The organism is Cellulomonas sp. P24, from assembly GCF_024704385.1.
Lineage (GTDB): Bacteria > Actinomycetota > Actinomycetes > Actinomycetales > Cellulomonadaceae > JAJDFX01.
The window spans coordinates 1506469-1532249 of sequence record NZ_JAJDFX010000002.1 but is presented as its reverse complement, the minus strand read 5'-3'; the positions used below and the strand labels follow the sequence as shown (position 1 = coordinate 1532249).

Sequence of the window (25781 nt, the reverse complement as noted above, 5' to 3'; positions counted from 1 at the left end):
CCGTGCCTGTTCTCGCCCTGGACACGTCCTCTGCCGTCTCCGTCGCCGTGGTCGAGGACGACGTCCCCGGCGGCGTGCCGCTGCGCCGGGGGGACGGCGTCCTGGCCGCGCGACGCGTCCTCGAGCAACGTCGTCACGCGGAGCTCCTCGCGCCGCTCGTCGTCGAGGTCCTCGCGCTCAGTGGGGTCGACCGCCGCGACCTGACCGCTGTCGTGGTCGGCACCGGCCCGGCGCCGTTCACGGGTCTGCGTGCCGGGCTCGTGACGGCCCGGACGTTCGCGATGGCGCTCGGTATCCCCGTGCACGGGGTCAGCAGCCTCGATGCGCTCGCTGCCGAGGCGGCGTCGGAGCTCGGGCTGCCGAGCGGGAGCACGGTGCTCGTGGCCACCGATGCGCGACGGCACGAGGTGTACTGGGCGCGCTACCGCGTGGCATGGGGTGGCACGCACGCGTCGGACCCGTCGAGCGGCGATGTCGCGGAGAACCACGTCGGGACGTGGCCGGCCGGGCCGCCCGTGGTCCTGGTGGACGGTCCTGGCGTGGCACGACCGGCCGAGCTGGCGGCGGAGCTGGCCGGGATGCCTCGCGACGACGTCGTCGTCGGTGGCGGTGCGGCGCTGTACGGCGAGCTCGGTGCGCTCGTGCCGCCCGGTGCGACGAGCATCGGCACCGAAGGTCCTGACCCGTCGTTCCTCGCCCGACTGGCCCTCGCCCGGCTCGCCGACGGGGAGGCGTCGTTGCCGACCGCGCCGCTGTATCTGCGTCGCCCGGACGTCGTCCCGCCGACCGCGCGGAAGCGGGTGATCGGGTGACGGAGGGCGCGGCCGAGGTGGTGCTGCGCCCGATCGTGCCCGATGATCTCGACCGCCTGTCCGCGCTCGAGGTCGAGCTGTTCGGTGCGGGTGCGTGGTCGACGACGATGCTGGCCGACGAGCTCGCGGGGCCGGGTCGCTGGTACGTCGGTGCGGTCCGCGGTGGAGCCGCCGGCCAGGAGCTCATCGGCTACGCGGGGAGCTGGGACGACGGGGACGACGTGCAGGTGATGACGATCGGCGTCGCTCGGGAGGCCCAGGGCCACGGCGTCGGCGGGATGCTCCTCGGCGCGCTTCTCGAGCACGCCCGGCAGGTCGGTGCGGGGTCCGCGTTCCTGGAGGTGCGGGTGGACAACGTGCCCGCGCTCGCGCTCTACGAGAGGTTCGGTTTCGAGCGGATCGGGCGTCGTCGGCGCTACTACCAGCCGGAGGACGTCGATGCGTGGACCATGCGGCTCGAGCTCACGGGCGCAGGCGCCCCGGACGAGGGGAACGGGAGATGACGAGCGACCCGGCACGGCGTGAGGTGCTGGCCGCACCGGAGGAGCTCCGGCGGCTCCTCTCGGCGGGCCAGGAGGTCTGCGTGCTCGACGTCCGGTGGGCGCTCGGGCGGACCGACGGGGCCGACCAGCACCGTGCCGGGCACGTGCCGGGCGCGGTGTACGTCGACCTCGACACCGAGCTGGCCGCGCCGGCGACCGCCGAGGACGGACGGCATCCGCTGCCGACGGTCGCCGATCTCCAGGCGGCGGCACGCCGGTGGGGGGTTCGCGCCGGTGTCCCGGTCGTGGCGTACGACGCGGTGGGCGGGATGTCGGCGGCGCGCGCCTGGTGGCTGCTGCGCTGGTGCGGCGTGGCGGACGTGCGGATCCTCGACGGTGGGCTCGACGCGTGGGTGGCCGACGGCGGCGTCCTCGAGGTCGGAGACGTCGTGCCGGCGCCGGGTGACGTGGTGCTCGTCCCGGGCACGCTGGCGGTCCTCGAAGCCGACGAGGTCGCGGCACTCGCCTCGCAGGCGTCACGGGGCGGTGCCGAGCCGCAGTCAGGGACGCCGGTGCTGCTCGACGCCCGGGCGGGTGAGCGGTTCCGTGGCGAGGTCGAACCGGTCGACCCGCGTGCCGGGCACATCCCCGGTGCGACCAGCGCACCGACCGGGGACAATCTCGACGGGACCGGGAGGTTCCTCTCGTCGGACGTGCTACGGGCGCGGTTCTCCCGGCTCGGTGCCGTCCCGGGTGCGCAGGTGGCCGTCTACTGCGGGTCGGGAGTCACTGCCGCGCACGAGATCGCCGCGTTGGCCGCGGTCGGGGTCCCCGCGGCGCTGTACGCCGGGTCCTGGTCGCAGTGGTCGGCCGATCCGGCCCGACCCGTCGCGACCGGGGGGTGACCCTGCGGCGTCGGTCCGGTGCCGGTGGTCAGACCGTCGCGGCGGCGTCGTCGAGCTCGAGCCGGGGTGCGCGGGGGCGGACGGCCTCGGGGCCGGACGGCTGCCCGACGTTGAGGACGAGCAGCGCGGTCCAGTGGTTCGCGGCGAAGAACTCGGCATCGATGCCGGCGGCGTCCATGCCGCCCATCGGGCCGACGTGCAGGCCGACGGCGCGCAGGGCGACGATCAGGTAACCGATCTGGATCAGGGCCGACGTGCGTGCCATCCCGAGTCGCTTCTCCGCGTCGCCGGCGAACCTGTCCCGCGCGTCCGGCTGGTGCGGTACCAGGGTGGCGAGGCGCTCGTGGAAGTCGGTGTCGGCGGCGGCGACGATCGTCAGCGGTGCGGCGAGCACGCGAGCGCGGTTGCCCTCGGACATGTGGGCGGCGAGCCGCTCGCGGGCCTCGGGGGAGCGGACGAGCAGCAGTCGCAGCGGGCTCGTGTTCATGGCGGTCGGACCCCATCGGAGCAGGTCGTACGCGGCACGGATCTGCTCGTCCGAGACGGGCTCGTCCGTGAACGTGTTCACGGTGCGAGCGGCCCTGAACAGCAGGTCCGCGGTGGTGTCGTCGATCGCGAGGGTGCCCGCGTCGATGTCGAGGGAGTCGAGGGCCTGCGCGTCGATGGTCACGGTTGCTTGAACGGTCAAATTGTTTGCCGGATTCCGTCGTCGACTGTGACCCCGATCACGTCCGCCGTCCCCGACTGCCGCGGACGGCGTGCGCGCCGACTACCCTGACCGCATGGCTGACGCGCTGGTTCCCGCCCCTCTCGTCCTCGGGATCGAGACCTCGTGCGACGAGACCGGCGTCGCCGTCGTGCGGGTCGGGCCGGACTCGTCCGAGCTGCTGTTCGACGCCGTCGCGAGCTCGATGGACGAGCACGCCCGGTTCGGTGGGATCATCCCGGAGATCGCCTCACGGGCGCACCTCGAGGCGATGATCCCGACGATCGAGCATGCGCTCGCAGGCGCCGGCGTCGGGCTGACGGACCTCGACGCGATCGCGGTCACGGCCGGCCCCGGTCTGGTGGGGCCGCTGACGGTCGGCGCTGCGGCGGCGAAGGCCCTGGCGGTCGCGCTGGACGTCCCGCTCTACGGGGTGAACCACGTGATCGGGCACGCTGCGGTCGACGAGCTCGTGCACGGGCCGTTCCCCGAGCGGCTGATGGCCCTCGTCGTGTCCGGCGGGCACTCGAGCCTCCTGCTGGTCGACGACATCGTCACCGGCGTCACCGAGCTCGGCTCGACGCTCGACGACGCCGCCGGCGAGGCTTTCGACAAGGTCGGCCGCCTGCTCGGGCTGCCGTATCCCGGCGGCCCGCACATCGACCGCCTCGCACGGGAGGGTGACCCGACGGCGATCCGCTTCCCGCGCGGACTGACCGCCGCGAAGGACCAGGCAGCGCACGCGTACGACTTCTCGTTCTCCGGGCTCAAGACGGCGGTGGCCCGCTGGGTGGAGGCGCGTCAGGACGCCGGCGAGGAGATCCCGCTCCACGACGTCGCGGCGTCGTTCGCCGATGCGGTCGCCGACGTCCTCACGGCCAAGACGATCGCAGCCTGCCGACGGCACGGCGTCGACACGCTCGTGATCGGTGGAGGCTTCTCCGCGAACTCGCAGCTGCGCGACCTCGCTGCCGTCCGCTGCGCCGAGGCGGGCATCGAGCTGCGCATCCCCCCGATCCGCTTCTGCACCGACAACGGCGCGATGATCGCCGCGGTCGGGGCGGCCGCCGTGCGGCGCGGCCTGCCGCCGTCGGCCCTGGACCTGCCCGTCGACTCGTCGATGCCGCTCGAGCTCGTCCTCGTCTGAGCAGTCGCCGGCTCGCCCTACAGGGGGCGTCCCGCCCGCATCTCGGCGACGAGCGACGCGACGACCGCATCGAGCTCGCCTCCGGCCCGCCGCGCGGCGGCGCGCTGCCGCTGGTAGCTCGCACCGCGGCGCAGGATCACCCGGACCGAGTCGAGCTCAGCGGAGCAGCCGAGACGCTCCGCCACCGGCTCGAGGTCGGCCAGGAGCTGGGTGACGGCATCGGTGACGAGCCCCTCCTCGCCTGACGAGTCGAGGATGATGATCGCGTCCATGCCGTAGCGCGCCGAGCGCCACTTGTTCTCCTGCGCGAACCATGGCGGGATCGTGGGCAACGGCTTGCCCTCGTCGAGGAGGGTCGAGTAGTGCTCGACGAGGCAGTGGGTGAGCGCGGCGAGCGCCTTGACCTCGGTGATGTTCGACGCGCCGTCGCAGATCCGCATCTCGAGAGTGCCGAAGCGCGGCGACGGCCGGATGTCCCACCGGACCTCGTCGAACTGGTCGATCACCCCGGTGTGCAGCATGTCCGCGACGTACGCCTCGAGCTGCTCCCAGCGTTCGAACTGGAAGCCCAGCCCCGCCGTCGGGAGCTGCTGGAACATCAGGGCGCGGTTCGACGCGTACCCGGTGTCCTTGCCGCCCCAGAACGGCGACGACGCCGAGAGGGACTGCAGGTGCGCGAACGTCGTGACCATCGCGCGCGAGATCGGCAGCACCTTGTCGCGGTCCTCGATGCCCACGTGCACGTGCACGCCGTAGATGAGCATCTGGCGGCCCCACCACTGCGTGCGGTCGATCAGGGTCGCGTAGCGCTCCTTGTCCGTCACCTTCTGGTGGGCCCACTGCGCGAACGGGTGCGTCCCCGCGCACATCAGCTCGACGCGCAGCGGGTCGGTGACCGTCCGTACCTCGGCGATCGCGCGCTCGAGGTCGTTGCCGGCCTCGCCGACCGTCCGGCACACCCCGGAGACCACCTCGACGGTGTTGAGCAGCAGCTCCTGCCGGATGCTCGGGTGCTCGCCGCCCTCGGGCGGGCGCACCGCGTCGAGGACGGTCTGCGCGACCTGCCGGAGGTCGCCCGAGTCCTTGTCGACGAGCGCGAGCTCCCACTCGATGCCCACGCTCGAGCGAGCGGACCGGGCGAACGGGATCTCCATGGGGACCATCCTGCCGTGCGGTGGCGGATGCGGGACCGTTCCCGGGGTGTCGGGTCCGGCGGACCCGCCGGATCGGGTCTGCCGGGTCAGACGGGGTCGACGAGCAGGACGACCTGGCGGCCCGCGACGCGGGTCAGCACGATCGTGGCCTCGGCGCTGCCGCGCAGGTCGAGCTGGGCGCGCAGCTGCTCGGGGACGACGGCCGTGCCGCGCTTCTTGATCGTCAGCCGCCCGACGTCGCGACTGCGCAGGTACGCCCGGAGGCGCTTGAGACCGAACGGCTGCGTGTCGAGGACCCGGTACGCAGTGGCGAGGGGTGTCGCGTGCTGCTGGTCGGCGGTCACGTAAGCGATCGTCGGGTCGATGAGCCGACCGTCGATCAGCTGCGCGAGCTCACCGACGAGCCCGGCACGGATCACCGCTCCGTCCGGCTCGTACAGGTACTCGCCGACCGCACCGACCGGAGCCGGGCCGAGGGCGGCGTCCGCACGCAGCGCGTGGGCGCCCCCCGTCGCGCAGCACGAGGGCGCTCCGCCCGGGGCCCTGAGGTGCGAGCGGCCCGAACCAGAGCCCGGCCTCGACGACGTCGCCGTCGACCGAGACCCACTGCGTCTCGGCGTCCGCGGGGAGCGCGCCGTGCGGGATCCCCGGGCCGACCTTCACGCCGAGGGCCGGTACCCGGGACCGCACGGCGAGCACGGCGTCCAGGGGCGGGGAGTAGGCCGTCGGGTCGTGGACCCGGCTGCCGGAGGTCGTCCGGCGCGCCGGGTCGGCGTAGGCGCCGTCGATCCCGGTGAGGTCGACGGTCAGCGAGTTGGCGTGCCGCACCTCGGACTCGGGGAAGTGCCGCAGGTTGACCGTCGCGAGGGCGGCGGTCACCTCGTCGGCGTCGATCGCCAGCACGCGCAGGCCCATGCCGGCGAAGGCCATCGCGTCCGCGCCGATCCCGCAGGTGAGGTCCGCCACGTGGGTGATCCCGGCGGCGACGTAGCGCTGCGCGTGACGTGCCGCGACCTCGAGGCGGGTCGCCTGCTCGAGGCCGGCCTGGGTGAAGAGCATGCCGTCGGCGAATGCGCCGAGCTTGTCGTGCGCCTTGGCGCGCAGGCGGGACTGGGTCAGCGCCGCGGCGACGAGGTCCGGGTCGAGCCCTTCGCGCCGCAACCGCTCGGAGATCGCGAGCGTGCGCGACTCGTCGTACGGCGGGAGCGCGCCGAGGAGGGCCCAGCCCTGGGGGCTCAGGAGGTGGGTCACGGCGGCGGCGTCCATGCCCGCGATCCTTCCACGTACGGCGGCGGTCGGATCGGCGCGGGGACGGGCGACGAGCAGGCCTGTTGGCACTCGCCTTGACCGAGTGCTAGGTCGCGCCTAGATTTGCTGCTGGCACACTCCGCAGGAGAGTGCCAGCTGCGCTGGTCGGTCTGTCCGGCACCCGCGACGACGGGCGGCCCTGCGGTGCGGCATCGGACATCACTGAAGAACTCACATGCGAAGGGGAGGTCCGCTGTGTCGGTCTCCATCAAGCCGCTCGAGGACCGGATCGTCGTCAAGACTCTCGAGGCAGAGCAGACGACGGCCTCTGGTCTTGTCATCCCGGACAGTGCCAAGGAGAAGCCCCAGGAGGGCGAGGTCCTCGCTGTCGGCCCGGGTCGTGTCGACGACAACGGCAACCGCATCCCGCTGGATGTGGCCGTGGGCGACAAGGTCATCTACAGCAAGTACGGCGGGACCGAGGTGAAGTACTCCGGTGAGGAGTACCTGATCCTCTCGGCGCGCGACATCCTCGCGATCGTCGTCAAGTAACGCTGCGGTTCCTGCACGGCCGGTCGCCCGTCGACCGGAGCGTATGACGAGGCCCCGCCCGGCAGCTGCCGGGCGGGGCCTCGTCATGTCCGTGGTGCGTCGCGCCAGGGGGTACGGGTCTCAGCCGGCCCGGCGCACCGGGTTGGCCAGGATCGCGACGCGCTCGTCCTCGGAGAGGCCACCCCACACGCCGTAGGGTTCGCGGACGGAGAGGGACTGGCGTCGGCACTGCTCGAGCACCCGGCAGGTCGCACACACGGCCTTGGCCGCCTCCGCGCGCCGGCGGCGTGCGGCGCCGCGCTCGCCCTCCGGGTGGAAGAACAGCGTGGGGTCGGCCTCGCGGCAGGCTCCGTCGAACTGCCACTCCCACAGATCCATCACTGGACCGGGCAGTCGTGAGATCTCGGCCATCTGCACTCCTCCACGTCGTGCGCCGGTGCCCGTCGCCCCGGTCATCCGTGACGACGTTCTGTCGGTGAGTCCGAGCGGCGGCGATGCGGCGCCGTCGACCTCATCTGCGTTGCCACGCTATAACCGCGTCATAAGTTGTTCAAGGCTCTGGTCAGATCTGGTTCAGATCTGCGGCGTGTCGCGATCGGTTGGAACGATTCGCCCCGTTTCACCCGGTGGGCCGACGTGCGTTCGCCACGCACCGTGGGCACAATCGAGGCATGCCCAGCTCCGCGCACCCTCGTGGCTCGGCCGGGCAACCGGCCTCGGGCGAGCCGACGGCGCCGGCCCTCACCGTCGCCGCGGTCGCACGTCGCCTCGGCGTCGCGCCCGCGACGCTGCGCACCTGGGACCGCCGCTACCGCCTCGGACCCTCGGCGCACCTGGCCGGCTCGCATCGTCGGTACACCGGTGACGACGTGGCCCGGCTCATGGTCATGCGCAGCCTCACGCTGGACGGCGTCGCGCCGTCCGAGGCCGCTCGGGTCGCGCTCGCGGCCGCGCCCGGCGGGGACGTCGCGCAGCTCGGTGACGCGCGCGGCGCGTATCTCGTCTCGGTCTCGTCGCGCGACCGTTCCACGCCGACCGCGGTCGTCGACGCCGTGCTCGCCGGCGACGAGGCGACCTCTCGACGACTGCTCGAGTTCTCCGACAACGACGACGTGCTCTCGTGGTGGAGCGAGCTGGTCGAACCTGCCCGTGCCGGCCTGGCGACCCGCACGGTCCTCGGACGACCGGGGGAGGACCCCGACGCGGTGCTCTACGGGGCGGTGCTCGGGGCGCTCCGGCGGCGGAGAGCACGCGGTTCCGCCTCGTCCGAACGGAACGCCGTCGTGCTCCTGCTCGCCGGGCCGGGCGAGGCCCGGCCGGTCGGCCTGCATGTGCTCGCGGCGGCGCTGTCCGACCGTGAGGTGGATGCACGGGTGGTCACCGGCGTGCTCGAGCCTCACCGCGTGCTCGAGATCTCCGCGATGACGAACCCCGCTGCGGTCGTCCTGCTCTCCGACGGGAGCTCGCCGGACCTGACGGTCGTGCACGCCCTGCACGAGGCCCGCCCGGAGCTGCCGTTGTTCTTGTCCGTCGCCGACGAACCCTCCGCGGTTGCGCTCCCGTGGGGGCCGATCGTGCACCGCAACCGGAGCCTCACCGGGCTGCTCCACGAGGTCCTCGCAGTCTGTCCCTGATGCCCTGCCACCAGGGGTGATCCTTTTCACCCCGGTCCAGGGCTCACCTCGGGGGCCCGACGGGTCGATACCTGAAGGACCAACGCGGAACCGGACCAGGCTGGGACTGCGGCACAGAGCGAGAGGGGACCCCCGAATGGGCGGTGTCGTGGTGTGCCACGGGTCATCGGCGGTGCGCGATCGACTGGTCACTGCGGCGCACGGCGTCCCGGGGCTCGCCCCGGTGCGGTCGGCGGCGTCTGCGGAAGAGCTGCTCGTGCTCGCGCGCCGCGCCGCGCCGACGATCGTGCTGCTCGACGCCCACCTTCCCGGCACCGGACCGGTCGAGGCGATCCGCCGGCTGCGGATGGTCGCGGACGGGACGACCGTCGTCATGCTCGCGGTCCCCGGTGACGAGGTCGCTCTCGACCGGGCCATCCACCTGGGTGCGCGCGGCTACCTGGCACCGGATGTCGGCGTCCCCGAGCTTGCCGCGGTGGTCGCCCACCTCACGACGGGACCGGTCCTCCACGCGCGCGTGGACGGGACGGCGCCTGCCGCGCCCCAGCCGCCGCGCAGCCCGACCAGCGCGCGTGCGCAGGTCGCCTCGATGAGCGCTCACTCCCCGAGACCAGTCGCCACCGAGACGGTCCTCACGAAGCGCGAGCTCGAGGTCCTCACCGGGATGAGCAACGGTCGCTCGAACTCGCAGATCGGGGCCGAGCTGTTCCTCAGCGAGGACACCGTCAAGACCCACGCCCGTCGGCTCTTCCGCAAGCTGGGCGCCGCCGACCGTGCGCAGGCCGTCGCGATCGGCATCCGCCGCGGCCTGATCAGCTGACCCGGCGGGCTCCGGGGCGCGCTCGACGCCCAGGCGACCGACGTATCATCGGCAGATGGTTGAGCCCGGAACCGTTGGACCCGACGCCCCCCCGCGACCCCTTCGCCTTCACCGGCCTGACGTACGACGACGTCCTCCTGCTCCCCGGCGAGAGCGACGTGATCCCCTCCGAGGTGAGCACGCAGACGCGGTTGACCCGGAACATCTCGATGGCGGTGCCGCTGCTGTCGGCCGCGATGGACACCGTCACCGAGGCCAGGATGGCGATCGCGATGGCGCGCCAGGGCGGCATCGGCGTCCTCCACCGCAACCTGTCGATCGACGACCAGGCGCACCAGGTGGACCTCGTGAAGCGGTCCGAGTCCGGGATGATCACCGACCCGGTGACCGTCGGACCGGACGCGACGCTCGCCGAGCTCGACGCCCTGTGCGGCAAGTACCGGGTGTCGGGCCTTCCCGTCGTGGACGGCGACCGCACGCTGCTCGGGATCATCACCAACCGCGACCTGCGGTTCGTGCCGCCGTCGGAGTTCGCGACCCGGCGTGTGCGTGAGGTCATGACCCCGATGCCGTTGGTCACCGCACCTGTCGGGATCACGCGTGACGACGCTGCCGCGCTCCTCGCCAAGCACAAGATCGAGAAGCTCCCGCTGGTCGACGCCGCCGGGCGGCTCTCCGGCCTGATCACCGTGAAGGACTTCGTCAAGACGGAGCAGTACCCCGACGCGACGAAGGACGACGAGGGTCGCCTGCGGGTCGCGGCGGCCGTCGGGTTCTACGGCGACGCGTGGGAGCGCGCGATGGCGCTCGTCGAGGCGGGCGTGGACGTCGTCGTGGTGGACACCGCGCACGGTCACGCCCAGGCGATGCTCGCGATGATCCGACGCCTGAAGTCCGACCCGGCCGCGCGCGGTGTGGACGTGATCGGGGGAACGTCGCGACGCGTGCCGGTGCCCAGGCGCTGGTCGACGCCGGCGTCGACGGCGTGAAGGTGGGCGTCGGTCCGGGATCGATCTGCACGACGCGGGTGGTCGCCGGTGTCGGGGTGCCGCAGATCACCGCGATCTACGAGGCGTCCAAGGCGACGACCCCGGCCGGGGTGCCGGTGATCGGCGACGGTGGGCTGCAGTACTCCGGGGACATCGCGAAGGCGCTCGTCGCGGGGGCGGACAGCGTCATGCTCGGCTCGTTGCTCGCCGGCTGCGAGGAGAGCCCCGGTGACCTGGTCTTCGTGAACGGCAAGCAGTTCAAGCACTACCGCGGGATGGGTTCGCTCGGGGCCATGGCGTCGCGCGGTCGGGTGTCCTACTCGAAGGACCGGTACTTCCAGGCGGACGTGGCCTCGGACGAGAAGATCGTCCCGGAGGGGATCGAGGGCCAGGTGCCCTACCGCGGTCCGCTCCGCGCGGTCGCGCACCAGCTGATCGGGGGGCTCCACCAGTCGATGTTCTACGTCGGGGCGCGCACCATCCCCGAGCTGCAGGACCGCGGCCAGTTCGTGCGGATCACCTCCGCCGGGCTCAAGGAGTCCCACCCGCACGACATCCAGATGACGATCGAGGCACCGAACTACACGACGCGCTGACCGCGCGACCTCACGCGGCTCAGTCGCGGAACGTCTCGATCTGCGCGCCGAGCTCGATCAGGCGTTCCTGGAGCTGCTCGTAGCCGCGCGAGATGATGTCGACGTTCCGCAGCACCGAGGTGCCGCGCGCCGCGAGCATCGCGAGCAGGATCACGACGGCCGGGCGCAGCGCAGGCGGGCAGCTCACCTCGGCGCCCGACCAGCGGGTCGGACCGACGACGTCGAGCCGGTGCGGGTCGAGGAGCCGGACGTCGGCGCCCAGACGTGTCAGGTCCGTCAGATGGATCGCGCGGCCCTCGTAGACCCAGTCGTGCACGAGCGTGTGCCCCTCGGCGCAGGCGGCGATGACGGCGAAGAACGGCAGGTTGTCGATGTTGAGCCCGGGGAAGGGCATCGGGTGGATCTTGTCGAGCGGTGCGCGGAGCGCGCTCGGGTGCACCGTCACGTCGACGAGTGCGGTGCGTCCGTTGCGGGCGAGGTACTCGTCGGACTGCGTGTACTGCAGTCCCATCTCGGCGAGGGTCGCGAGCTCGATCCGCATGAACTCGATCGGGATGCGCGCGACCGTGATCTCCGAACCGGTGACGATGCCGGCGGTGAGGAGGCTCATCGCCTCGACCGGGTCCTCGGACGGTGCGTAGTCGACGTCGGCGTCGATGTCGGCGAGGCCGTGGATGCGCAACGTCGTGGTGCCGATCCCGTCGATCCGCACGCCGAGGAGCTCGAGGTAGAAGCAGAGGTCCTGCACCATGTAGTTCGGGCTCGCGTTGTGGATCACGCTCACGCCCGGACGCCGGGCCGCCGCCATGATCGCGTTCTCGGTGACGGTGTCGCCGCGTTCGGTGAGCACCACCGTGACCTCGCCGTCCTCGCGGGGCGCGACCGTCGCGTGGTAGCTGCCTGCGGTGGCCTGCACGGACAGCCCGAACGGGCGCAGGGCGATCATGTGCGGCTCGACCGTGCGGGTCCCGAGGTCGCAGCCGCCCGCGTACGGCAGGTGGAACTCCGGGAGCAGACCGAGCAGCGGGCCGAGGAACATGATCACCGAGCGGGTCCGCTTCGCGGCGTCGACGTCGATCGCCTCGAGGTCGAGCTCACCGGGGACGTGGATCTCGAGGTCCCTGCCGTCGGGTGACCAGACGGCGGAGACCCCGATGCTCCGGAGGACGTCGACGATCCGGTCGACCTCGACGATCCGCGCGACGCCACGGAGCGTCGTGCGACCGCGGTTGAGGAGCGAGGCGCACAGCAGCGCGACGGCGCCGTTCTTGCTGGACTTGACGTCGATCCGGCCGGAGAGCCTGCGACCACCGGTGACCCGGAGGTGGGAGTGCTTCGCCTGGCCGATCGAGATGATCTCGCTGTCGAGCGCCGCGCTGATCCGGCTGAGCATGTCCAGGCTCACGTTCTGCGCGCCCTGCTCGATGCGGTTGATCGCACTCTGGCTGGTGCCGAGGACCTCGGCGAGCTGGGCCTGGGTGAGGCCGCGGTTCTGGCGTGCGCCGCGGACGAGCGCGCCGACCTGGGCGAGGTAGCCGGCCGGTTCGGTGACGATGGTCATGCCCCGACGCTAACTCATATATGAGATAACGCAACGTCGTCGTGCGGCCCGGAGGAGGGCGGCCGGGCAAACTGCGTGGTCAGTACCCGTTTCGTGATGTCGACCTCATGCCGGGAGAGCCGCGGTGTCGGCGACGGTCTCCGCCGGAGCGGCGTCGCGCCCCGGCCAGGTGAGCTCGGCGCCCGGGCCGTTCATCCCCCGTGAGGCCCGCCAGGAGTTGAACTCCTCGGCCCATGCCCGGTGCGCGGCGACCTGGTGCGCGTGCAGCGCATCCGGGGTGAGCTCGCGCAGGTGCGGGAAGCTGGCCGCGATCGCGGCGAGCACGTCGAGCGTGGCGACGACGTCGGCGTCGGCAGAGTGCAGGTTCGCGGTGTCGGAGATCTGGTACACCGCGCACAGGTCGGCGAGAGTGCGCTTGCCGCGTCGGTAGCGGGCCTCGGACCTGTCGAGCACGAGCGGGTCGATCACGGGGGAGACGGGCGCCCCGAGGCGTCCGGCGAGGGTCGGCAGCCCGTGGCGGCGCAGCTCCGCGTCGAGCAGCGACAGGTCGAACGACGCGTTGAACGCGACGACCGGCGTCCCCGCGGCGAGGGCGGTCGTGAGCGCGACCGCGATCTCCTCGAGCGCGACCGCGGGCGCCGCACCGTGCGCGCGGGCCTGGGCCGTCGTGATCCCGTGGATCGCGGTCGCGGCGGCGGGGATCTCGATGCCGGGGTCGATCAGCCAGGTCCGGACCACGGTCCCCGCTGCGTCCCGCCGCACGACGGCGGCGGTCACGATCCTGTCCCGGGTGACGTCGACCCCGGTCGTCTCGGTGTCGAAGCCGAGCAGGGGTCCGTCGGTCCAGCTCATCGTTCCTCCTGGTGGTCGTCCTGGGACAAGCGTGCCACCGGTGACCCACAGGCCCCGGTAGCCTGGACCGGTGAGCAACGAGATCGAGATCGGTCGCGGCAAGCGCGGACGCCGCGCGTACTCCTTCGACGACATCGCGGTGGTCCCCTCCCGCCGGACGCGTGATCCCGAGGAGGTGTCCGTCGGCTGGCAGATCGACGCCTACCACTTCGACCTCCCGATCGTCGCGGCGCCGATGGACTCCGTGATGAGCCCGGACACCGCCGTCGCGCTCGGGCGCCTCGGCGGGCTCGGCGTGCTCGACCTCGAGGGGCTGTGGACCCGCTACGACGACCCTCGCCCGCTGCTCGCCGAGATCGCCGGGCTGGACGCGTCCCGTGCCACCGCGCGGATGCAGGAGCTCTACGGCGCGCCGATCCGCGCCGAGCTGATCACGCAGCGCCTCAAGGAGATCCGCGCCGCAGGTGTGACGGTGGCCGGCGCGCTGTCCCCGCAGCGGACGCAGGAGTTCTCCCAGACGGTCGTCGACGCGGGCGTCGACCTGTTCGTCATCCGCGGGACCACGGTCTCCGCCGAGCACGTCTCGGGCCGCGCGGAGCCGCTCAACCTGAAGCGGTTCATCTACGAGCTCGACGTGCCCGTCATCGTCGGTGGCGCCTCGACCTACACCGCCGCCCTGCACCTCATGCGGACGGGTGCGGCCGGGGTCCTCGTCGGCTTCGGCGGCGGCGCCGCTCACACGACCCGGGTGTCGCTCGGGATCCACGCGCCGATGGCGACCGCTGTCGCCGACGTCGCCGCTGCGCGTCGTGACTACCTCGACGAGTCCGGTGGGCGGTACGTGCACGTGATCGCGGATGGCGGCGTCGGGCGCTCCGGCGACCTCGTGAAGGCCGTCGCCTGCGGTGCGGACGCCGTGATGGTGGGCGCCGCGCTGGCGCGCGCGGCCGAGGCCCCGGGCGCCGGGTGGCACTGGGGCTCCGAGGCGCACCACCCGCAGCTCCCGCGCGGCGAGCGGGTCCATGTCGGCACGACCGGCACGCTCCAGGAGATCCTGTTCGGTCCCGGCCGGCAGGCGGACGGCACGCTCAACCTCGTCGGTGCGCTGCGTCGGGCGATGGCCACGACCGGGTACTCGGACCTCAAGGAGTTCCAGCGGGTCGAGGTCGTGGTGTCCCCGTACCAGCCGCACTGAGCCTGCTCCCGACGTTCTCCCGATCGCCGCTCGTCCGTCAGGACGGGCGGCGATCGTCGTTCGTGGGCGGCGGTCGGGGGAGGTGGGTCGGCGGCGCCGAGATCGTGACGGCTCTGATCGTGCCGTCACCGATGACGCTGCGACCTCGACCGATGCCCGAGTGTGTCCGAAAATGTTGACATGACTGTGAAACGGGCGTAAACAATACGACACAGACATCCGACAGGCGGATGTCGGTGGACGACGGAGTCGACGTGTACGCACCGGAGCGACACCAGCTGATCCTGACCGCCGCACGCACGGACGGCCGGGTCGACGTCACGGCCCTCTCGCGCCAGCTCGACGTGACCCCGGAGACGGTCCGACGCGACCTCACCACCCTCGAGCGCCGCGGGCTGCTGCGCCGCGTCCACGGCGGCGCGATCCCGGTCGAGCGCCTCGGCGTCGAGCCCGGGCTCGCCGACCGCGAAGGCCGCTACGCGCAGCACAAGGACCGGATCGCGAAGCTCGCGGTCGACGAGCTCCCGGACGGCGGCTCGATCATCCTCGACGCCGGGACCACGACCGCACGCCTGGCCGAGCTGCTGCCCACCGACCGCGAGCTCACGGTGGTCACCCACTCGCTGCCGATCGCCATGATCCTGGCGAGCCGGCCCGGGATCACGCTCCACCTGGTCGGCGGGCTGGTCCGCTGGCGCACGCTGGCCGCGGTCGGCGGCTGGGCTCGCCAGGCGATCGCCGAGATCCACGCCGACGTCACGTTCCTCGGGACCAACGGCATCACGGTCGAGCACGGGCTGACCACGCCGGACCTCGCCGAGGCCCAGGTCAAGCGCGCCCTCGTGGACGCGGCCCGGCGCACCGTCGTGCTCGCCGACCACAGCAAGGTCGGGCGCACCGACTTCGCCCTGGTCGCACCGATCGACAGCGTCGACACCCTGATCACCGACTCCGAGGTCGACCCCGAGCTCGCCGACGAGCTCGAGGCGGCCGGCCTCTCGGTGGTGCGGGCATGATCCTCACCTTCACCCCGAGCCCGAGCCTCGACCGGGCGTACGACGTCGCGGAGCTGGCCGTCGGCGAGGTCAACCGCGCGAGCGGCACCCACGTCCACGCCGGCGGCAAGGGCATCAACGTCTCGCGGGCGCTCGCGCGCAACGGGGTCGCGACGGTCGCGGTGCTGCCGACCGGGGGACCGGACGGCGAGCAGCTCCTGGTCGCGCTCGAGCGTCAAGGGGTCTCGAGCCGCCCCGTCCCGGTGGCCGGCGACACCCGGAGCAACGTCACGCTCGTGGACCAGGACGGCGTGACGACCAAGATCAACGCACCGAGCCCTGAGCTCAGCACGGACGAGATCCGCGCGCTCGTCGAGGCGGTCGACGCCGAGGCCGCACGCGGTGCGCGGTGGATCGTCGCCGCCGGCAGCCTGCCCGACGGGTCCGGTGACCTCTTCTCACGTCTCGTCGAGGTCTCCCGGCGGCGCGGGGTGCCGCTCGCGCTCGACACCTCCGGTGCGCCGCTCCGCGACACGCTGGCCACGGGCGGGATCGCCCTGGTCAAGCCGAACGACGACGAGCTCGCCGAGCTCGTCGGCGCCGACCTGCACACCGTCGGTGACGTCCGTGACGCCGCTCGGGAGCTCATCGCCGCCGGGACCGGGGCCGTGCTCGTCAGCCTGGGGGCGCACGGCGCGATGCTCGTGACCCCGGACGGCTCCTGGTGGGCCGGCGGCACCGCGCTCGTGCCGCTCTCCACCGTCGGCGCCGGTGACACCACCCTGGCCGGCTATCTCAGCACGGACGGCTCACCGTCCGACCGACTCCGTCGCGCGGTGGCCTGGGGCCGCGCAGCCGTCCTGCTGCCCGGCAGCGACGTGCCCGACCCGACCCGGATCGACATCGCGGACGTCCGGGTCGTCGACGATCCCGACCCGCGACTCACCCTGAAGGAGCTGTGACATGAGCACGACCCCTCTGATCACTCCCGAGCTCGTCGCGATCGACCTGACGCTGTCCGACCGGGACGCCGTCACGCGCACGCTCGTCGACCTCTTGCACGCCGCCGGACGCGTGACGGACCCGGAGGGCTTCATGGCCGACGTCCGGGCCCGTGAGGCGCAGATGGCGACCGGCATGCCGGGCGGTATCGGCCTCCCGCACGCGCGGTCCGCCCACGTGGTCGCGCCGAGTCTCGCCGTCGCGAAGGTGCCGGGTGGCGTCGACTTCGGTGCCCCGGACGGCCCCGCGACGCTCGTGTTCCTCATCGCCGCGCCGGCCGAGGGCGATGGCGACCACCTCAAGATCCTGGCGGCGCTCGCGCGTCGTCTGGTGCACGAGTCCTTCCGCACGTCCCTGCTCCAGGCCCCCGATGCCGGCACCGTCGCCGACATCATCACCCGAGAGGTCGTCCTGTCATGAAGTTCGTCGCCGTCTCCTCCTGCCCGACGGGCATCGCCCATACGTACATGGCCGCCGAGGCCCTCGAACAGGCCGGCAAGGCAGCCGGTCACGAGGTGCACGTCGAGACCCAGGGTGCTGCGGGCTCGACCCCGCTCGACCCGCAGCTCATCGCCGAGGCCGACGGCGTCATCTTCGCCGCCGACCTCGAGGTCAAGGACCGTGACCGGTTCGCCGGCAAGCCGCTCGTCGACGTCGGCGTGAAGAAGGCGGTCCATGACCCCACCGGTGTCATCGCGATGGCCGTCGCCGCCGTCGAGCAGGGCATCGTCCCCGCGCAAGCCACTCGCGGCGCCGCCCGCGGCAGCGGCTCGGGCCCGGCCACCAAGGTCGACATGAACGCGCCGGTCGGCACCCGGATCCGCCAGTGGCTGATGACCGGCGTGTCCTACATGATCCCGTTCGTCGCCGCAGGCGGCATCCTCATCGCCCTCGGCTTCATGGTCGCGCAGGCGGCGTGGGGCAACACCGGGGCCATCGAGGTCACCAAGGTCTCGGTGACGGACCTGGTCGCGAACTTCAACGTCCTGTCCGGTCGGGACTGGGCCGGCGTGCTGTTCCACACCGGGGCCCTCGCCTTCGGGTTCCTCGTCCCCGTGCTGTCGGGCTTCATCGCCTACGGCATCGCCGACCGACCCGGCCTCGTGCCCGGGTTCGTCGGTGGCGCGATCGCCGGCGCGATCGGCGCCGGCTACCTCGGTGGTCTGGCCACCGGGTTCCTCGCGGGATTCCTCGCCCTGTGGATCAGCCGCTGGAACGTCCCCAAGGGCGTGCGCGGGGTGATGCCGGTCGTCGTGACGCCGCTGCTGTCCACGGCGATCACCGGGATCGTCATGCTGGTCGTCATCGGCAAGCCGATCGCGAGCATGATGTCCGGCCTCACGAGCTGGCTCAACGGGATGTCCGGTGCGAACCTCATCCTCATGGGCGCGCTGCTCGGCGCGATGATGGGCTTCGACCTCGGCGGTCCGGTCAACAAGGTCGCGTACACGTTCGCGGTCACCGGCCTGGCGACCGAGGGCCTGACGGCCGGTGCCGTGCAGTACCGCGTGATGGCGGCCGTGATGGCCGCAGGCATGGTCGCTCCGCTCGCCATGGCGCTCGCGACGTTCGTCCGCAAGTCGCTCTTCACGCATGCGGAGCGCGAGAACGGCAAGGCCGCGATCCTGCTCGGTCTGTCGTTCATCTCCGAGGGTGCGATCCCGTTCGCCGCCGCTGACCCGTGGCGCGTGATCGTCTCGTCCGTCGTCGGGTCGGGGGCGACCGGTGCCGCCGTGATGGCGTTCGGGTCCGGGCAGATCGCCCCGCACGGCGGGATCTGGATCCTGCCGCTCATCACGAGCCCGTTCGGGTTCTTCGTCGCCCTCGTGATCGGCGTCCTCATCACGGCAGCGATCGTCGTCGCACTCAAGAGCATGAGCCCGAGCCCGATCGCCGTGGCCGAAGAGGCCGCCGACGAGCAGGCCGCGCTCGTCGGACAGGCCGCCTGACCGGTTCAGCGCTCCCGGGGTGGGGGGTCGACGGGTTGTCGACCCCCACCTGTCGGCGGTCCCGCTGTCGACCCTCACCTGTCGGCGGTCCCGCTGTCGACCCCCACCCGTCCACGTCGCTCCCTCCCGGGTGCGGCCCCTCGACCTCCCCGCGCGGAGGGGTACGCCCTCCGACGCCTCCAGATTGGACACCGCTCATGCCGCAGCGCACCGTCGCCGTCGCGTCCCGCGTCGGGCTCCACGCCCGGCCCGCCTCCTTGTTCACCCAGGCCGTCGCGGCGTCCGGGCACACCGTGACGATCGCGAACGGCGACGGCCCCGCCGTCGACGCGTCGAGCATCCTCATGGTGATGACGCTCGGAGCCGGCCACGGGGCCCTCGTCACCGTGACGGTCGACGGCCCGGAGGCCGACCGCGTGCTCGGCGAGCTCGTCGAGCTCCTGGAGACCGACCTCGACGCGCCCGAGGCGTCCTGATGCCCACCGCTGCGCCTCTGCTGCTGACCGGGGTCGGCGTCGGACGGGGCGCGGTCGTCGGGCCGGTCGCCCAGGCGCAGCCACCGCTGGACGTCGCCCCCGACGCAGTCGTCGGCGCCAGCCCGGCCGAGTCGGGCGAGATCGTCGAGGCGGCGTTCCTGGCCGTCGCGGAGAAGCTCCGCGCGCAGTCCGAGGCCGCAGCAGGCACGGTCCGAGAGGTGCTCGCCGCCACGGCCGGCATCGCGGCGGACACCGCGCTCCGCTCGCAGGTCGGCACCCGGATCGCCGCGGGGGAGCCGCCCGTCGCCGCGATCGACGCGGTGGTCGACGGGTTCGCCCAGATGTTCGCCGCCGCGGGCGGGTACCTCGCCGAACGCGTCACCGACCTGCACAGCGTGCGTGAGCGCGTCGTCGCGACCGCGCTCGGCCTCGCGACGCCGGGGGTGCCGGAGCTCGTCGTCCCGAGCGTCGTCGTGGCCCGGGACCTCGCGCCGGCGGACACCGCGGCACTGGACCTGGCCAAGGTGCTGGCGATCGTGACCGAGCTCGGCGGCCCGACCGGGCACACCGCGATCATCGCCGGGCAGCTCGGCATCCCGTGCGTGGTCCAGGTGTCGGGTGCGACCGACCTCGCCGACGGCCTCGTGATCGGCGTCGACGCGAAGGCCGGCACGGTGCAGGTCGAGCCGGGCGTCGACGTGCAGCAGAGCTTCGTGCAGCGGCAGCAGGCGCTCGACGCGCTGGCGTCGGACGTGGCCGCGGGCGGGACCTCCGACGGTCGCGTCGTCGGGCTGCTCGCGAACATCGGGACGGCAGCCGATGCGGTGCGGGCAGCCACCACGTCGGTCGAGGGCGTCGGGCTGTTCCGCACCGAGGTGCTGTTCCTGGAGCGGTCGACCGCACCGACGGTCGACGAGCAGGCCGACGTGTACGCGCAGGTGCTGAGCGCTCTCGGCGGACGGAAGGTCGTCGTGCGCACCCTGGACGCCGGCGCGGACAAGCCGCTGGCGTTCGCCCACCAGGCGTCCGAGGAGAACCCGGCGCTCGGCGTGCGTGGGTACCGGCTGGTGCGCACCAGCCCAGACCTGCTCGACACCCAGCTCCGGGCGCTGGCAGCGGCGCAGGACCGCACCGGGATCCAGCCGTGGGTGATGGCGCCGATGGTCTCCACGCCTGCCGAGGCAGCCGCCTTCGCGACCGCGGCCCGCGCCCACGGGCTGACGACCGTCGGGGTGATGGTCGAGGTCCCGGCCGCGGCGCTCCGCGCCCGGGAGATCCTCGCCGAGGTCGACTTCGTGTCCCTGGGCACCAACGACCTGGCCCAGTACACGATGGCCACCGACCGGCTGCGTGGAGAGCTCGCCGACCTGCTCGACCCCTGGCAACCCGCGGTGCTGGACCTGGTCGCCGCGACCGCGCGAGCCGGGGTGCAGGCAGGCAAGCCCGTGGGCGTGTGCGGGGAGTCCGCCGGCGACCCGTTGATGGCCCTGGTCCTGACCGGGCTGGGCATCACGAGCCTGTCCATGTCACCGGCCTCCACCGCGACCGTGCGCTACGCGCTGCGGCAGCACACCCACGCCCAGTGCCAGGAGATGGCCGCCGCCGCGCTGGCTGCGACCGACGCGAGCGCCGCGCGTGCCGCCGTCGGCGACCTGCTCGCCCCCCACACCCGCGACACCCTCCTGTAGGGCCGGACACCGGGAACCCGGCGTGCCGGGCCGCGGCCCCTACCGCCGGGTGAGACCACGGGCGTGGTCCGGCGCCCTCCGGGGCGTGGCGTCGTAGCCTCGTGTCATGTCGCACGAGCCGGGCTCCGAGCCCTTGGACGAGAGCACCCCCCACGGTGAGACGGCGCCCGACGGGGCCTCGCACACCGACCTGGTCGACCCGTGGACCGACCCGCGCGGGACGTACGTGCTCGAGCCGGACGACATCCGCTCGCTGCTCGCGCGCATCGTCGTGTCACCGGGCGCGGCCACGCAGACGACCCACGCCCCGTTCACCGGCGGGCCGCTCGCGGCCGTCCCGCTCTCCACCCCGGACGACGTCGCACGGGCCGCCCGGCAGGCCCGCGCAGCCCAGCGCACCTGGGCCGCCGTCGACCTGGCGGATCGCGCGGCGGTGCTCCTGAGGTTCCACGACCTCGTGCTCGAGGAACAGTCGGACGTGCTCGACCTCGTGCAGCTCGAGAGCGGGAAGTCGCGGCTCAGCGCCTTCGAGGAGGTCGCGGACGTCGCGATGGTCGCGCGGCACTACGCGCGGCGAGGCGCCCAGTACCTCGCACCGCAGCGCACGCGCGGGTTCGCGCCGGTCCTCACGTCGGTGCGGGTGCTGCGGCACCCGCTGGGCGTCGTCGGCGTCATCTCGCCCTGGAACTTCCCCCTCACCCTGTCGATGGGGGACATCCTCCCGGCCCTGCTGGCAGGCAACGCCGTCCTGCTGAAGCCCGACACGCAGACGGTCCTGACGGCGCTCTGGGGCGTCGAGCAGCTCGAGGCCGCCGGCCTCCCGGCCGGTGTCGTCCAGGTCGTCGTCGGCGACGGCCCGACGATCGGCGGTGCGGTGATCGACCACGTCGACCACGTCGCCTTCACGGGCTCGACCGCGACGGGCCGCGTCGTCGCCGCCCGTGCCGGCGAGCGGCTGATCAGCGCGAGCCTGGAGCTCGGCGGCAAGAACGCGATGTACGTGGCCGAGGACGTCGACGTCGACACGGCCGCCGAGGGAGCCGTCCGCGCGTGCTTCTCGAGCACCGGCCAGCTCTGCCTCTCGGTCGAACGCCTCTACGTCCACGAGGCCGTCGCCGACGAGTTCATCGAGGCGTTCGTGCGCAGGACCCGTGCTCTGAGGCTCGGGACCGACCTCGACTACCGGACGGACGTCGGGTCGCTGACGTCGGCCGCGCAGCTCGCGGCGGTGACGGATCACGTCCTGGACGCCCTCGCGCACGGCGCCCGGGTGCTCACCGGTGGCGTCCGACGTCCGGACCTGGGGCCGCTCTTCTACGAGCCGACCGTGCTGACCGACGTCTCACGCGAGGCCCGGCTCTACTCCGACGAGACCTTCGGCCCGGTGGTGTCCGTCTACCGGGTCGCGTCCGACGACGAGGCCGTCGCCGCGATGAACGAGGGGGACCTCGGCCTGAACGCCAGCATCTGGACGCGGGACGTGGCCCGGGGACGGCGCCTCGCCGCGCGGGTCGTCGCCGGGACGGTCAACGTCAACGAGGGGTATGCCGCGGCGTGGGCGTCCGTCGCCGCGCCTCAGGGTGGGGCCAGGACCTCCGGTCTCGGCCACCGTCACGGTGCCGAGGGGATCTGGGCGACGACACGGGTCCAGACGGTTGCGGTGCAGCGCGGGGTGCACGGGATCCCGGGACTGCGGTCACTGTTCCCCGGCAACCCGACCGGCGTGGGTCTCGGGCGGTTGTACGCCCTGCCGGGGCAGCAGGTGTCGGCGGCGTTCACCCGGGCGCTGCGGGTGATGAAGGCGCTGCGGCGCGCGTGACCGCGCCGGCCCGGTGTACCTGACCGCGCAGATGGGCCCACTGGGCGGCGGAGCCCACACCGGCCGGGGCGGGCGATGGTCAAAGGACGGGGATCTCGTCGCGATCACGTGTGACGGGCAGACGTACCTACGCGCTGCGGCTCGGCTCGTCGCCAGCGACCCTGGCCATCTCGTCGACTCGCGCAGGCGCGAGCACCTCATCGAGCAGCAACCGGAATGCTCCTCGCGCACCCGCGGTGTCAGGATCTGTGGTCGCGCTGACGACCAGATTCTGAGCGGCGATCGGCAAGCACCGTTGAAAGAGCTCGGCGCGCACCGATGCGACGAGGGGGGCGGACTGCGACAGGCTGCCCGCAAGAATCACTCGACCTGGGTTCATGAAGTTCACGACACCCGCCAGAGCTGCACCGATGTGCGAGCCGGCCTCGCGGAGCACCGCGACAACCCGTGGGTCTCCGCTCTGCCCCAGCGCGACGATGTCTCGCGGTGTGTCGAGCTCGTACCCGAGCTCGGCGAGCTGCGCTGCGATCGCCGCTCCACTGGCGGTCGACTCGAGACAGTTCTCGATGCCGCAGACACAGCGGATCGCCGCCGACGCGGCAGCGGGCGAGTGACTGAACTCTCCTGCGGCGCCATTGACACCGCGAAGTAGCGCGCCTCCCGCGACGATGCCGCTGCCGATCCTGCGTCCCAGGAGGACCGCCAGGAAGTAGTCACCGCTCCTGTCGCCGTCCGACATCTCGGAGATGGCGACCAGGTTCGCGTCGTTCTCGACCAGGACGAGCGCGTCTGTGTGCGGCACGAAGAGGTCCGGGACCACGACGTCGCTCCACGTCTGCAGGAAGGACGGAAGCACCGCGCGGCCAACGGACTGCTCGACCGGCGCGGGGAGGCCGACGGCGACACCTCGGATCCGCTCGGTCGGCACCTCGAGGGGGCCGGTCATCGTCTTCACCGCATCCCAGATCATCGACACGGCCTCGGCCGGCGTCTCGCCCGCGCGGGCGTCCAGGCGGGTCGCGCCGACGATGACACCTTCAAGGTCCGCAATCGCCACACGATGAACGCGGACTCCGGGCTCGATCGCGACCACGTATCCGGACGTGGACGCAATCCTGAGATGACGCGCCCTTCGCCCGCCGCGCGACTCGAGGGCACCGTCCTCGGTCACGAGGCCGAGCCGTTGCAGCGACTCGACGCGCAGCCCGACGGTCGAGGGTGACAGGCCGGTGTGTCGAGCGATCTCCGAGCGTGAGGTGGCGACCTTCGACCGGATCAGCCAGAGAACATCGCCGACGGTGCCAGTGCCGGACTCTCGGTCCCCATGGTGTGTGGAAGGCGTCATGGCGTCACTATACCTCTCAGTCTCGAACGACATTGGCCGACCATCCACTTGCTTCGTTCGAAAATCGAATGCTACGGTGTGCGGCACGACGACCAGACCGGAGTACGGAGGCGCTGGCACGACCGCTCCCACCGACTTCGACGACCATCGGCCCGGCTCATCTCGCGGCGTGCACCCGGTCCATCACCCACCTCGACCTGGTTCGCCACGAGCGCCGACGAGAGAGACTCGTCGGGGACGACTTGATCTCACATTGGAGTGAGCACATGAAGCGCCAATACTTGATGGCGGCCACAGCCGTCGCCGCGCTAGCGCTTGTACTGTCTGCCTGCACAGGCGGGGACGGCAATCGGAGCAGCACCGCATCGAGTGACAACGCATCTGCCGGATTCGGGGGCACGATTCGCGTCGCGGGAATTCCGGCAACCATTGACCCGATGTCGACAAGCCAACGTGCCGCGGGGCGTGTCGCCGCTCAAGCGTGCGAAGGGTTGTTCGCGAGCACGGCGGACCTCGGCGTCGCCGATGGTCTGGTCGACACGTGGACCTACGACGAGGCCACTCTCACGTACCACTTCGCACTTCGGCATGGCGTTCCTTTCCAGGATGGAACCATGCTCAAGGCGGCTGACGTGGTTGCCTCCCTCGACCGGTACGCGGCGAGCGCACCAGGAGCAACCTTCGGCGGGCTCGTGAAGACCATCGAAGCGAAGGGCGACTTCGATGTGGACCTCGTCCTCAAGACCCCGAGTGGGGCGATCCCGGCGCTGCTCGCAACGCCGGACACCGCCGCGTACATCATGCCGGCGAGCTTGGTGGAAGGTCGCGATCCGACCGATGCGCTGCAGAAGCTCGTCTGCACCGGTCCCTACAAGCTGGACAGCTACGTTCCCGACGAGTCCGTCGTCTTGACGCGATTCGACAAGTACGCCGCACGCACCGAGCCGAGCGATGGAGCGGCAGGCGCGAAGGTCGCGTATGCCGATGAGATCGACTTCGTCCCGAGCTCCGACGCGAACGTCGCCAACCTCATCATCTCCGGCGAGGCGGACGTTGCGCCGGACTTCGCGCTCGACCAGGTCCCCACTGTGGAATCCGAGCCTGGCGTCACCGTGAACGCCATCCCCAGCGGTGCGTTCCCGCTCATGGAGTTCAACACCAAGACCGGCGTGATGGCGAACCAGACACTGCGACAGGCGGTTCAAGCCGCGCTTGACGACACGTCGATCATGGCTGCGGTCGCGCCGAACAAGAAGTATGTGACGCTTGACTCCAGCCTGATGCCCAAGGGGTCGCCGTGGTACAGCCAAGCGGGCGCCGACTCGTACAACATGCACAACGTCGAGCTCTCGAGGCAACTCCAGAAGAAGGCAGGTTACGCAGGAGAGCAGATCGTCCTCATCTACCGCGCCTCGGACACGTACACGCCGGTGGTCGTGCAGCAGCTGCAGGATGCGGGCTTCAACGTGAAGGCGGTTCTGCTGGACACGGCGGCCTTCGTCGCGACTCGCAAGGATGACGCGAAATGGAACCTGTTCATGTCTGGCGGAACGAGTTATGGAGACCCATTGACCGTGGTGTTCCTCAGCCCGTCGTTCCCCGGTTGGTGGGACACCCCGCAGCAGCAGCAACTGCTGGCGAAGTTCAAGGAGGGGGCCGACCAGAAGACCCGGCAGGCGGTGTGGACTGAACTTCAGGGACTCATCTACGAACAGGTGCCGTTCGTGCGGTTCGGCGGTCGATCGCAGATCGATCTGACGAGCAGCAACATCGGCAACTACCCGCTGGTGAGGGGCACCGCGCGCGGCTTCTACAACGTGACCGTCAAGAAGTGAACCACGGCCCGTCGCCCAC

The 25781-nt window shown here is 72.0% G+C and carries 22 protein-coding genes and 2 pseudogenes; 17 read left to right on the top strand and 7 right to left on the bottom strand.

The window, feature by feature from the left end; genetic code table 11:
• Positions 1-2 precede the first annotated feature (2 nt).
• Genes tsaB through LJB74_RS07100 form a run of 3 tightly spaced genes read left to right on the top strand, consistent with a single transcriptional unit; the run spans position 3 to position 2199 of the window.
• On the top strand, positions 3-812 hold the full coding sequence (gene tsaB, locus LJB74_RS07110) for a tRNA (adenosine(37)-N6)-threonylcarbamoyltransferase complex dimerization subunit type 1 TsaB (RefSeq protein WP_259307876.1): 810 nt from the start codon (positions 3-5) through the stop codon (positions 810-812).
• Entirely contained in the window at positions 809-1315 is a 507-nt protein-coding gene (rimI, locus tag LJB74_RS07105) for a ribosomal protein S18-alanine N-acetyltransferase (RefSeq protein WP_259307875.1), read from the top strand. The genes tsaB and rimI overlap by 4 nt, the downstream gene beginning before the upstream one ends.
• The gene (locus LJB74_RS07100; RefSeq protein ID WP_259307874.1) at positions 1312-2199 is read left to right on the top strand and encodes a sulfurtransferase; all 888 of its coding nucleotides are present in this window, start codon (positions 1312-1314) and stop codon (positions 2197-2199) included. Before rimI ends, LJB74_RS07100 begins: the two co-directional genes overlap by 4 nt.
• Positions 2200-2227: 28 nt before the next feature.
• Here LJB74_RS07100 and LJB74_RS07095 read toward each other — a convergent pair whose 3' ends face one another.
• Positions 2228-2869, bottom strand: a complete 642-nt coding sequence (locus tag LJB74_RS07095; protein WP_259307873.1) for a malonic semialdehyde reductase — start codon at positions 2867-2869, stop codon at positions 2228-2230.
• A gap of 112 nt (positions 2870-2981) precedes the next feature.
• Here LJB74_RS07095 and tsaD point away from each other — a divergent pair, with 112 nt between their 5' ends.
• Entirely contained in the window at positions 2982-4052 is a 1071-nt protein-coding gene (tsaD, locus tag LJB74_RS07090; RefSeq protein WP_259307872.1) for a tRNA (adenosine(37)-N6)-threonylcarbamoyltransferase complex transferase subunit TsaD, read from the top strand.
• Positions 4053-4069: 17 nt separating this feature from the next.
• Here tsaD and LJB74_RS07085 read toward each other — a convergent pair whose 3' ends face one another.
• Positions 4070-5206 carry a glutamate--cysteine ligase gene (locus tag LJB74_RS07085; RefSeq protein ID WP_259307871.1) on the bottom strand — a complete coding sequence of 379 codons (1137 nt, stop codon included), beginning with the start codon at positions 5204-5206 and terminating at the stop codon, positions 4070-4072.
• A gap of 86 nt (positions 5207-5292) precedes the next feature.
• Positions 5293-6472, bottom strand: a pseudogene (locus LJB74_RS07080) (SAM-dependent methyltransferase).
• A 237-nt stretch (positions 6473-6709) separates the two neighbouring features.
• Between LJB74_RS07080 and groES the strand changes: the two are divergent.
• Positions 6710-7006: a co-chaperone GroES gene (groES, locus tag LJB74_RS07075; RefSeq protein WP_259307870.1), complete on the top strand. Its 297-nt coding sequence runs from the start codon at positions 6710-6712 to the stop codon at positions 7004-7006.
• Between the two features lie 120 nt (positions 7007-7126).
• On the opposite strand, the gene LJB74_RS07070 is transcribed toward groES, so the two are convergent.
• Positions 7127-7417 carry a WhiB family transcriptional regulator gene (locus LJB74_RS07070; RefSeq protein WP_259307869.1) on the bottom strand — a complete coding sequence of 97 codons (291 nt, stop codon included), beginning with the start codon at positions 7415-7417 and terminating at the stop codon, positions 7127-7129.
• A 260-nt stretch (positions 7418-7677) separates the two neighbouring features.
• Between LJB74_RS07070 and LJB74_RS07065 the strand changes: the two genes are divergently transcribed.
• The 3 genes and pseudogenes from LJB74_RS07065 to guaB all read left to right on the top strand — a co-directional run bounded on the left by LJB74_RS07065 (position 7678) and on the right by guaB (position 11045).
• Entirely contained in the window at positions 7678-8640 is a 963-nt protein-coding gene (locus tag LJB74_RS07065) for a MerR family transcriptional regulator (RefSeq protein WP_259307868.1), read from the top strand.
• A 172-nt stretch (positions 8641-8812) separates the two neighbouring features.
• On the top strand, positions 8813-9460 hold the full coding sequence (locus tag LJB74_RS07060; protein ID WP_259307867.1) for a response regulator transcription factor: 648 nt from the start codon (positions 8813-8815) through the stop codon (positions 9458-9460).
• 74 nt (positions 9461-9534) lie between these two features.
• Positions 9535-11045 (top strand): annotated as a pseudogene (gene guaB / locus LJB74_RS07055) (IMP dehydrogenase).
• 19 nt (positions 11046-11064) lie between these two features.
• Here the strand turns inward: guaB and LJB74_RS07050 are convergent.
• Positions 11065-12606, bottom strand: coding sequence for a helix-turn-helix domain-containing protein (locus tag LJB74_RS07050; protein WP_259307866.1), 1542 nt, complete (start codon positions 12604-12606; stop codon positions 11065-11067).
• A gap of 105 nt (positions 12607-12711) precedes the next feature.
• The gene (locus tag LJB74_RS07045; RefSeq protein WP_259307865.1) at positions 12712-13458 is read right to left on the bottom strand and encodes an exonuclease domain-containing protein; all 747 of its coding nucleotides are present in this window, start codon (positions 13456-13458) and stop codon (positions 12712-12714) included.
• Between the two features lie 70 nt (positions 13459-13528).
• Between LJB74_RS07045 and LJB74_RS07040 the strand changes: the two genes are divergently transcribed.
• The 8 genes from LJB74_RS07040 to LJB74_RS07005 all read left to right on the top strand — a co-directional run bounded on the left by LJB74_RS07040 (position 13529) and on the right by LJB74_RS07005 (position 22582).
• Complete coding sequence (locus LJB74_RS07040; protein WP_259307864.1) at positions 13529-14653, top strand: GuaB3 family IMP dehydrogenase-related protein; 1125 nt, start codon at positions 13529-13531, stop codon at positions 14651-14653.
• 254 nt (positions 14654-14907) lie between these two features.
• Positions 14908-15669, top strand: coding sequence for a DeoR/GlpR family DNA-binding transcription regulator (locus LJB74_RS07035; protein WP_259310302.1), 762 nt, complete (start codon positions 14908-14910; stop codon positions 15667-15669).
• Positions 15666-16610 (top strand): 1-phosphofructokinase family hexose kinase, encoded by a 945-nt coding sequence (locus LJB74_RS07030; RefSeq protein WP_259307863.1) that lies wholly within the window; start codon positions 15666-15668, stop codon positions 16608-16610. The genes LJB74_RS07035 and LJB74_RS07030 overlap by 4 nt, the downstream gene beginning before the upstream one ends.
• A gap of 1 nt (position 16611) precedes the next feature.
• Positions 16612-17070: a PTS sugar transporter subunit IIA gene (locus tag LJB74_RS07025; protein WP_259307862.1), complete on the top strand. Its 459-nt coding sequence runs from the start codon at positions 16612-16614 to the stop codon at positions 17068-17070.
• The gene (locus LJB74_RS07020) at positions 17067-18599 is read left to right on the top strand and encodes a PTS fructose transporter subunit IIC (RefSeq protein ID WP_259307861.1); all 1533 of its coding nucleotides are present in this window, start codon (positions 17067-17069) and stop codon (positions 18597-18599) included. Before LJB74_RS07025 ends, LJB74_RS07020 begins: the two co-directional genes overlap by 4 nt.
• Positions 18600-18796: 197 nt before the next feature.
• Positions 18797-19075 (top strand): HPr family phosphocarrier protein, encoded by a 279-nt coding sequence (locus tag LJB74_RS07015; RefSeq protein ID WP_259307860.1) that lies wholly within the window; start codon positions 18797-18799, stop codon positions 19073-19075.
• On the top strand, positions 19075-20763 hold the full coding sequence (gene ptsP / locus LJB74_RS07010) for a phosphoenolpyruvate--protein phosphotransferase (protein WP_259307859.1): 1689 nt from the start codon (positions 19075-19077) through the stop codon (positions 20761-20763). Before LJB74_RS07015 ends, ptsP begins: the two co-directional genes overlap by 1 nt.
• Before the next feature lie 106 nt (positions 20764-20869).
• The gene (locus LJB74_RS07005) at positions 20870-22582 is read left to right on the top strand and encodes a succinic semialdehyde dehydrogenase (protein ID WP_259307858.1); all 1713 of its coding nucleotides are present in this window, start codon (positions 20870-20872) and stop codon (positions 22580-22582) included.
• 127 nt (positions 22583-22709) lie between these two features.
• Here LJB74_RS07005 and LJB74_RS07000 read toward each other — a convergent pair whose 3' ends face one another.
• Positions 22710-23927, bottom strand: coding sequence for an ROK family transcriptional regulator (locus tag LJB74_RS07000; RefSeq protein ID WP_259307857.1), 1218 nt, complete (start codon positions 23925-23927; stop codon positions 22710-22712).
• 266 nt (positions 23928-24193) lie between these two features.
• Between LJB74_RS07000 and LJB74_RS06995 the strand changes: the two genes are divergently transcribed.
• Positions 24194-25762 (top strand): ABC transporter substrate-binding protein, encoded by a 1569-nt coding sequence (locus LJB74_RS06995; protein ID WP_259307856.1) that lies wholly within the window; start codon positions 24194-24196, stop codon positions 25760-25762.
• The last annotated feature ends 19 nt before the right edge of the window (positions 25763-25781 follow it).

What these genes read in the sequence shown, in the direction of transcription:
- LJB74_RS07100 (WP_259307874.1), top strand. Translation starts at nt 1,312, where the DNA reads ATGACGAGCGACCCGGCACGGCGTGAGGTGCTGGCCGCACCGGAGGAG.
- tsaD (WP_259307872.1), top strand. Translation starts at nt 2,982, where the DNA reads ATGGCTGACGCGCTGGTTCCCGCCCCTCTCGTCCTCGGGATCGAGACC.
- LJB74_RS07085 (WP_259307871.1), bottom strand. Translation starts at nt 5,206, where the DNA reads ATGGAGATCCCGTTCGCCCGGTCCGCTCGCTCGAGCGTGGGCATCGAG.
- LJB74_RS07070 (WP_259307869.1), bottom strand. Translation starts at nt 7,417, where the DNA reads ATGGCCGAGATCTCACGACTGCCCGGTCCAGTGATGGATCTGTGGGAG.
- LJB74_RS07065 (WP_259307868.1), top strand. Translation starts at nt 7,678, where the DNA reads ATGCCCAGCTCCGCGCACCCTCGTGGCTCGGCCGGGCAACCGGCCTCG.
- LJB74_RS07050 (WP_259307866.1), bottom strand. Translation starts at nt 12,606, where the DNA reads ATGACCATCGTCACCGAACCGGCCGGCTACCTCGCCCAGGTCGGCGCG.
- LJB74_RS07045 (WP_259307865.1), bottom strand. Translation starts at nt 13,458, where the DNA reads ATGAGCTGGACCGACGGACCCCTGCTCGGCTTCGACACCGAGACGACC.
- LJB74_RS07030 (WP_259307863.1), top strand. Translation starts at nt 15,666, where the DNA reads ATGATCCTCACCTTCACCCCGAGCCCGAGCCTCGACCGGGCGTACGAC.
- LJB74_RS07025 (WP_259307862.1), top strand. Translation starts at nt 16,612, where the DNA reads ATGAGCACGACCCCTCTGATCACTCCCGAGCTCGTCGCGATCGACCTG.
- LJB74_RS07020 (WP_259307861.1), top strand. Translation starts at nt 17,067, where the DNA reads ATGAAGTTCGTCGCCGTCTCCTCCTGCCCGACGGGCATCGCCCATACG.
- LJB74_RS07015 (WP_259307860.1), top strand. Translation starts at nt 18,797, where the DNA reads ATGCCGCAGCGCACCGTCGCCGTCGCGTCCCGCGTCGGGCTCCACGCC.
- ptsP (WP_259307859.1), top strand. Translation starts at nt 19,075, where the DNA reads ATGCCCACCGCTGCGCCTCTGCTGCTGACCGGGGTCGGCGTCGGACGG.
- LJB74_RS07005 (WP_259307858.1), top strand. Translation starts at nt 20,870, where the DNA reads ATGTCGCACGAGCCGGGCTCCGAGCCCTTGGACGAGAGCACCCCCCAC.
- LJB74_RS07000 (WP_259307857.1), bottom strand. Translation starts at nt 23,927, where the DNA reads ATGACGCCTTCCACACACCATGGGGACCGAGAGTCCGGCACTGGCACC.
- LJB74_RS06995 (WP_259307856.1), top strand. Translation starts at nt 24,194, where the DNA reads ATGAAGCGCCAATACTTGATGGCGGCCACAGCCGTCGCCGCGCTAGCG.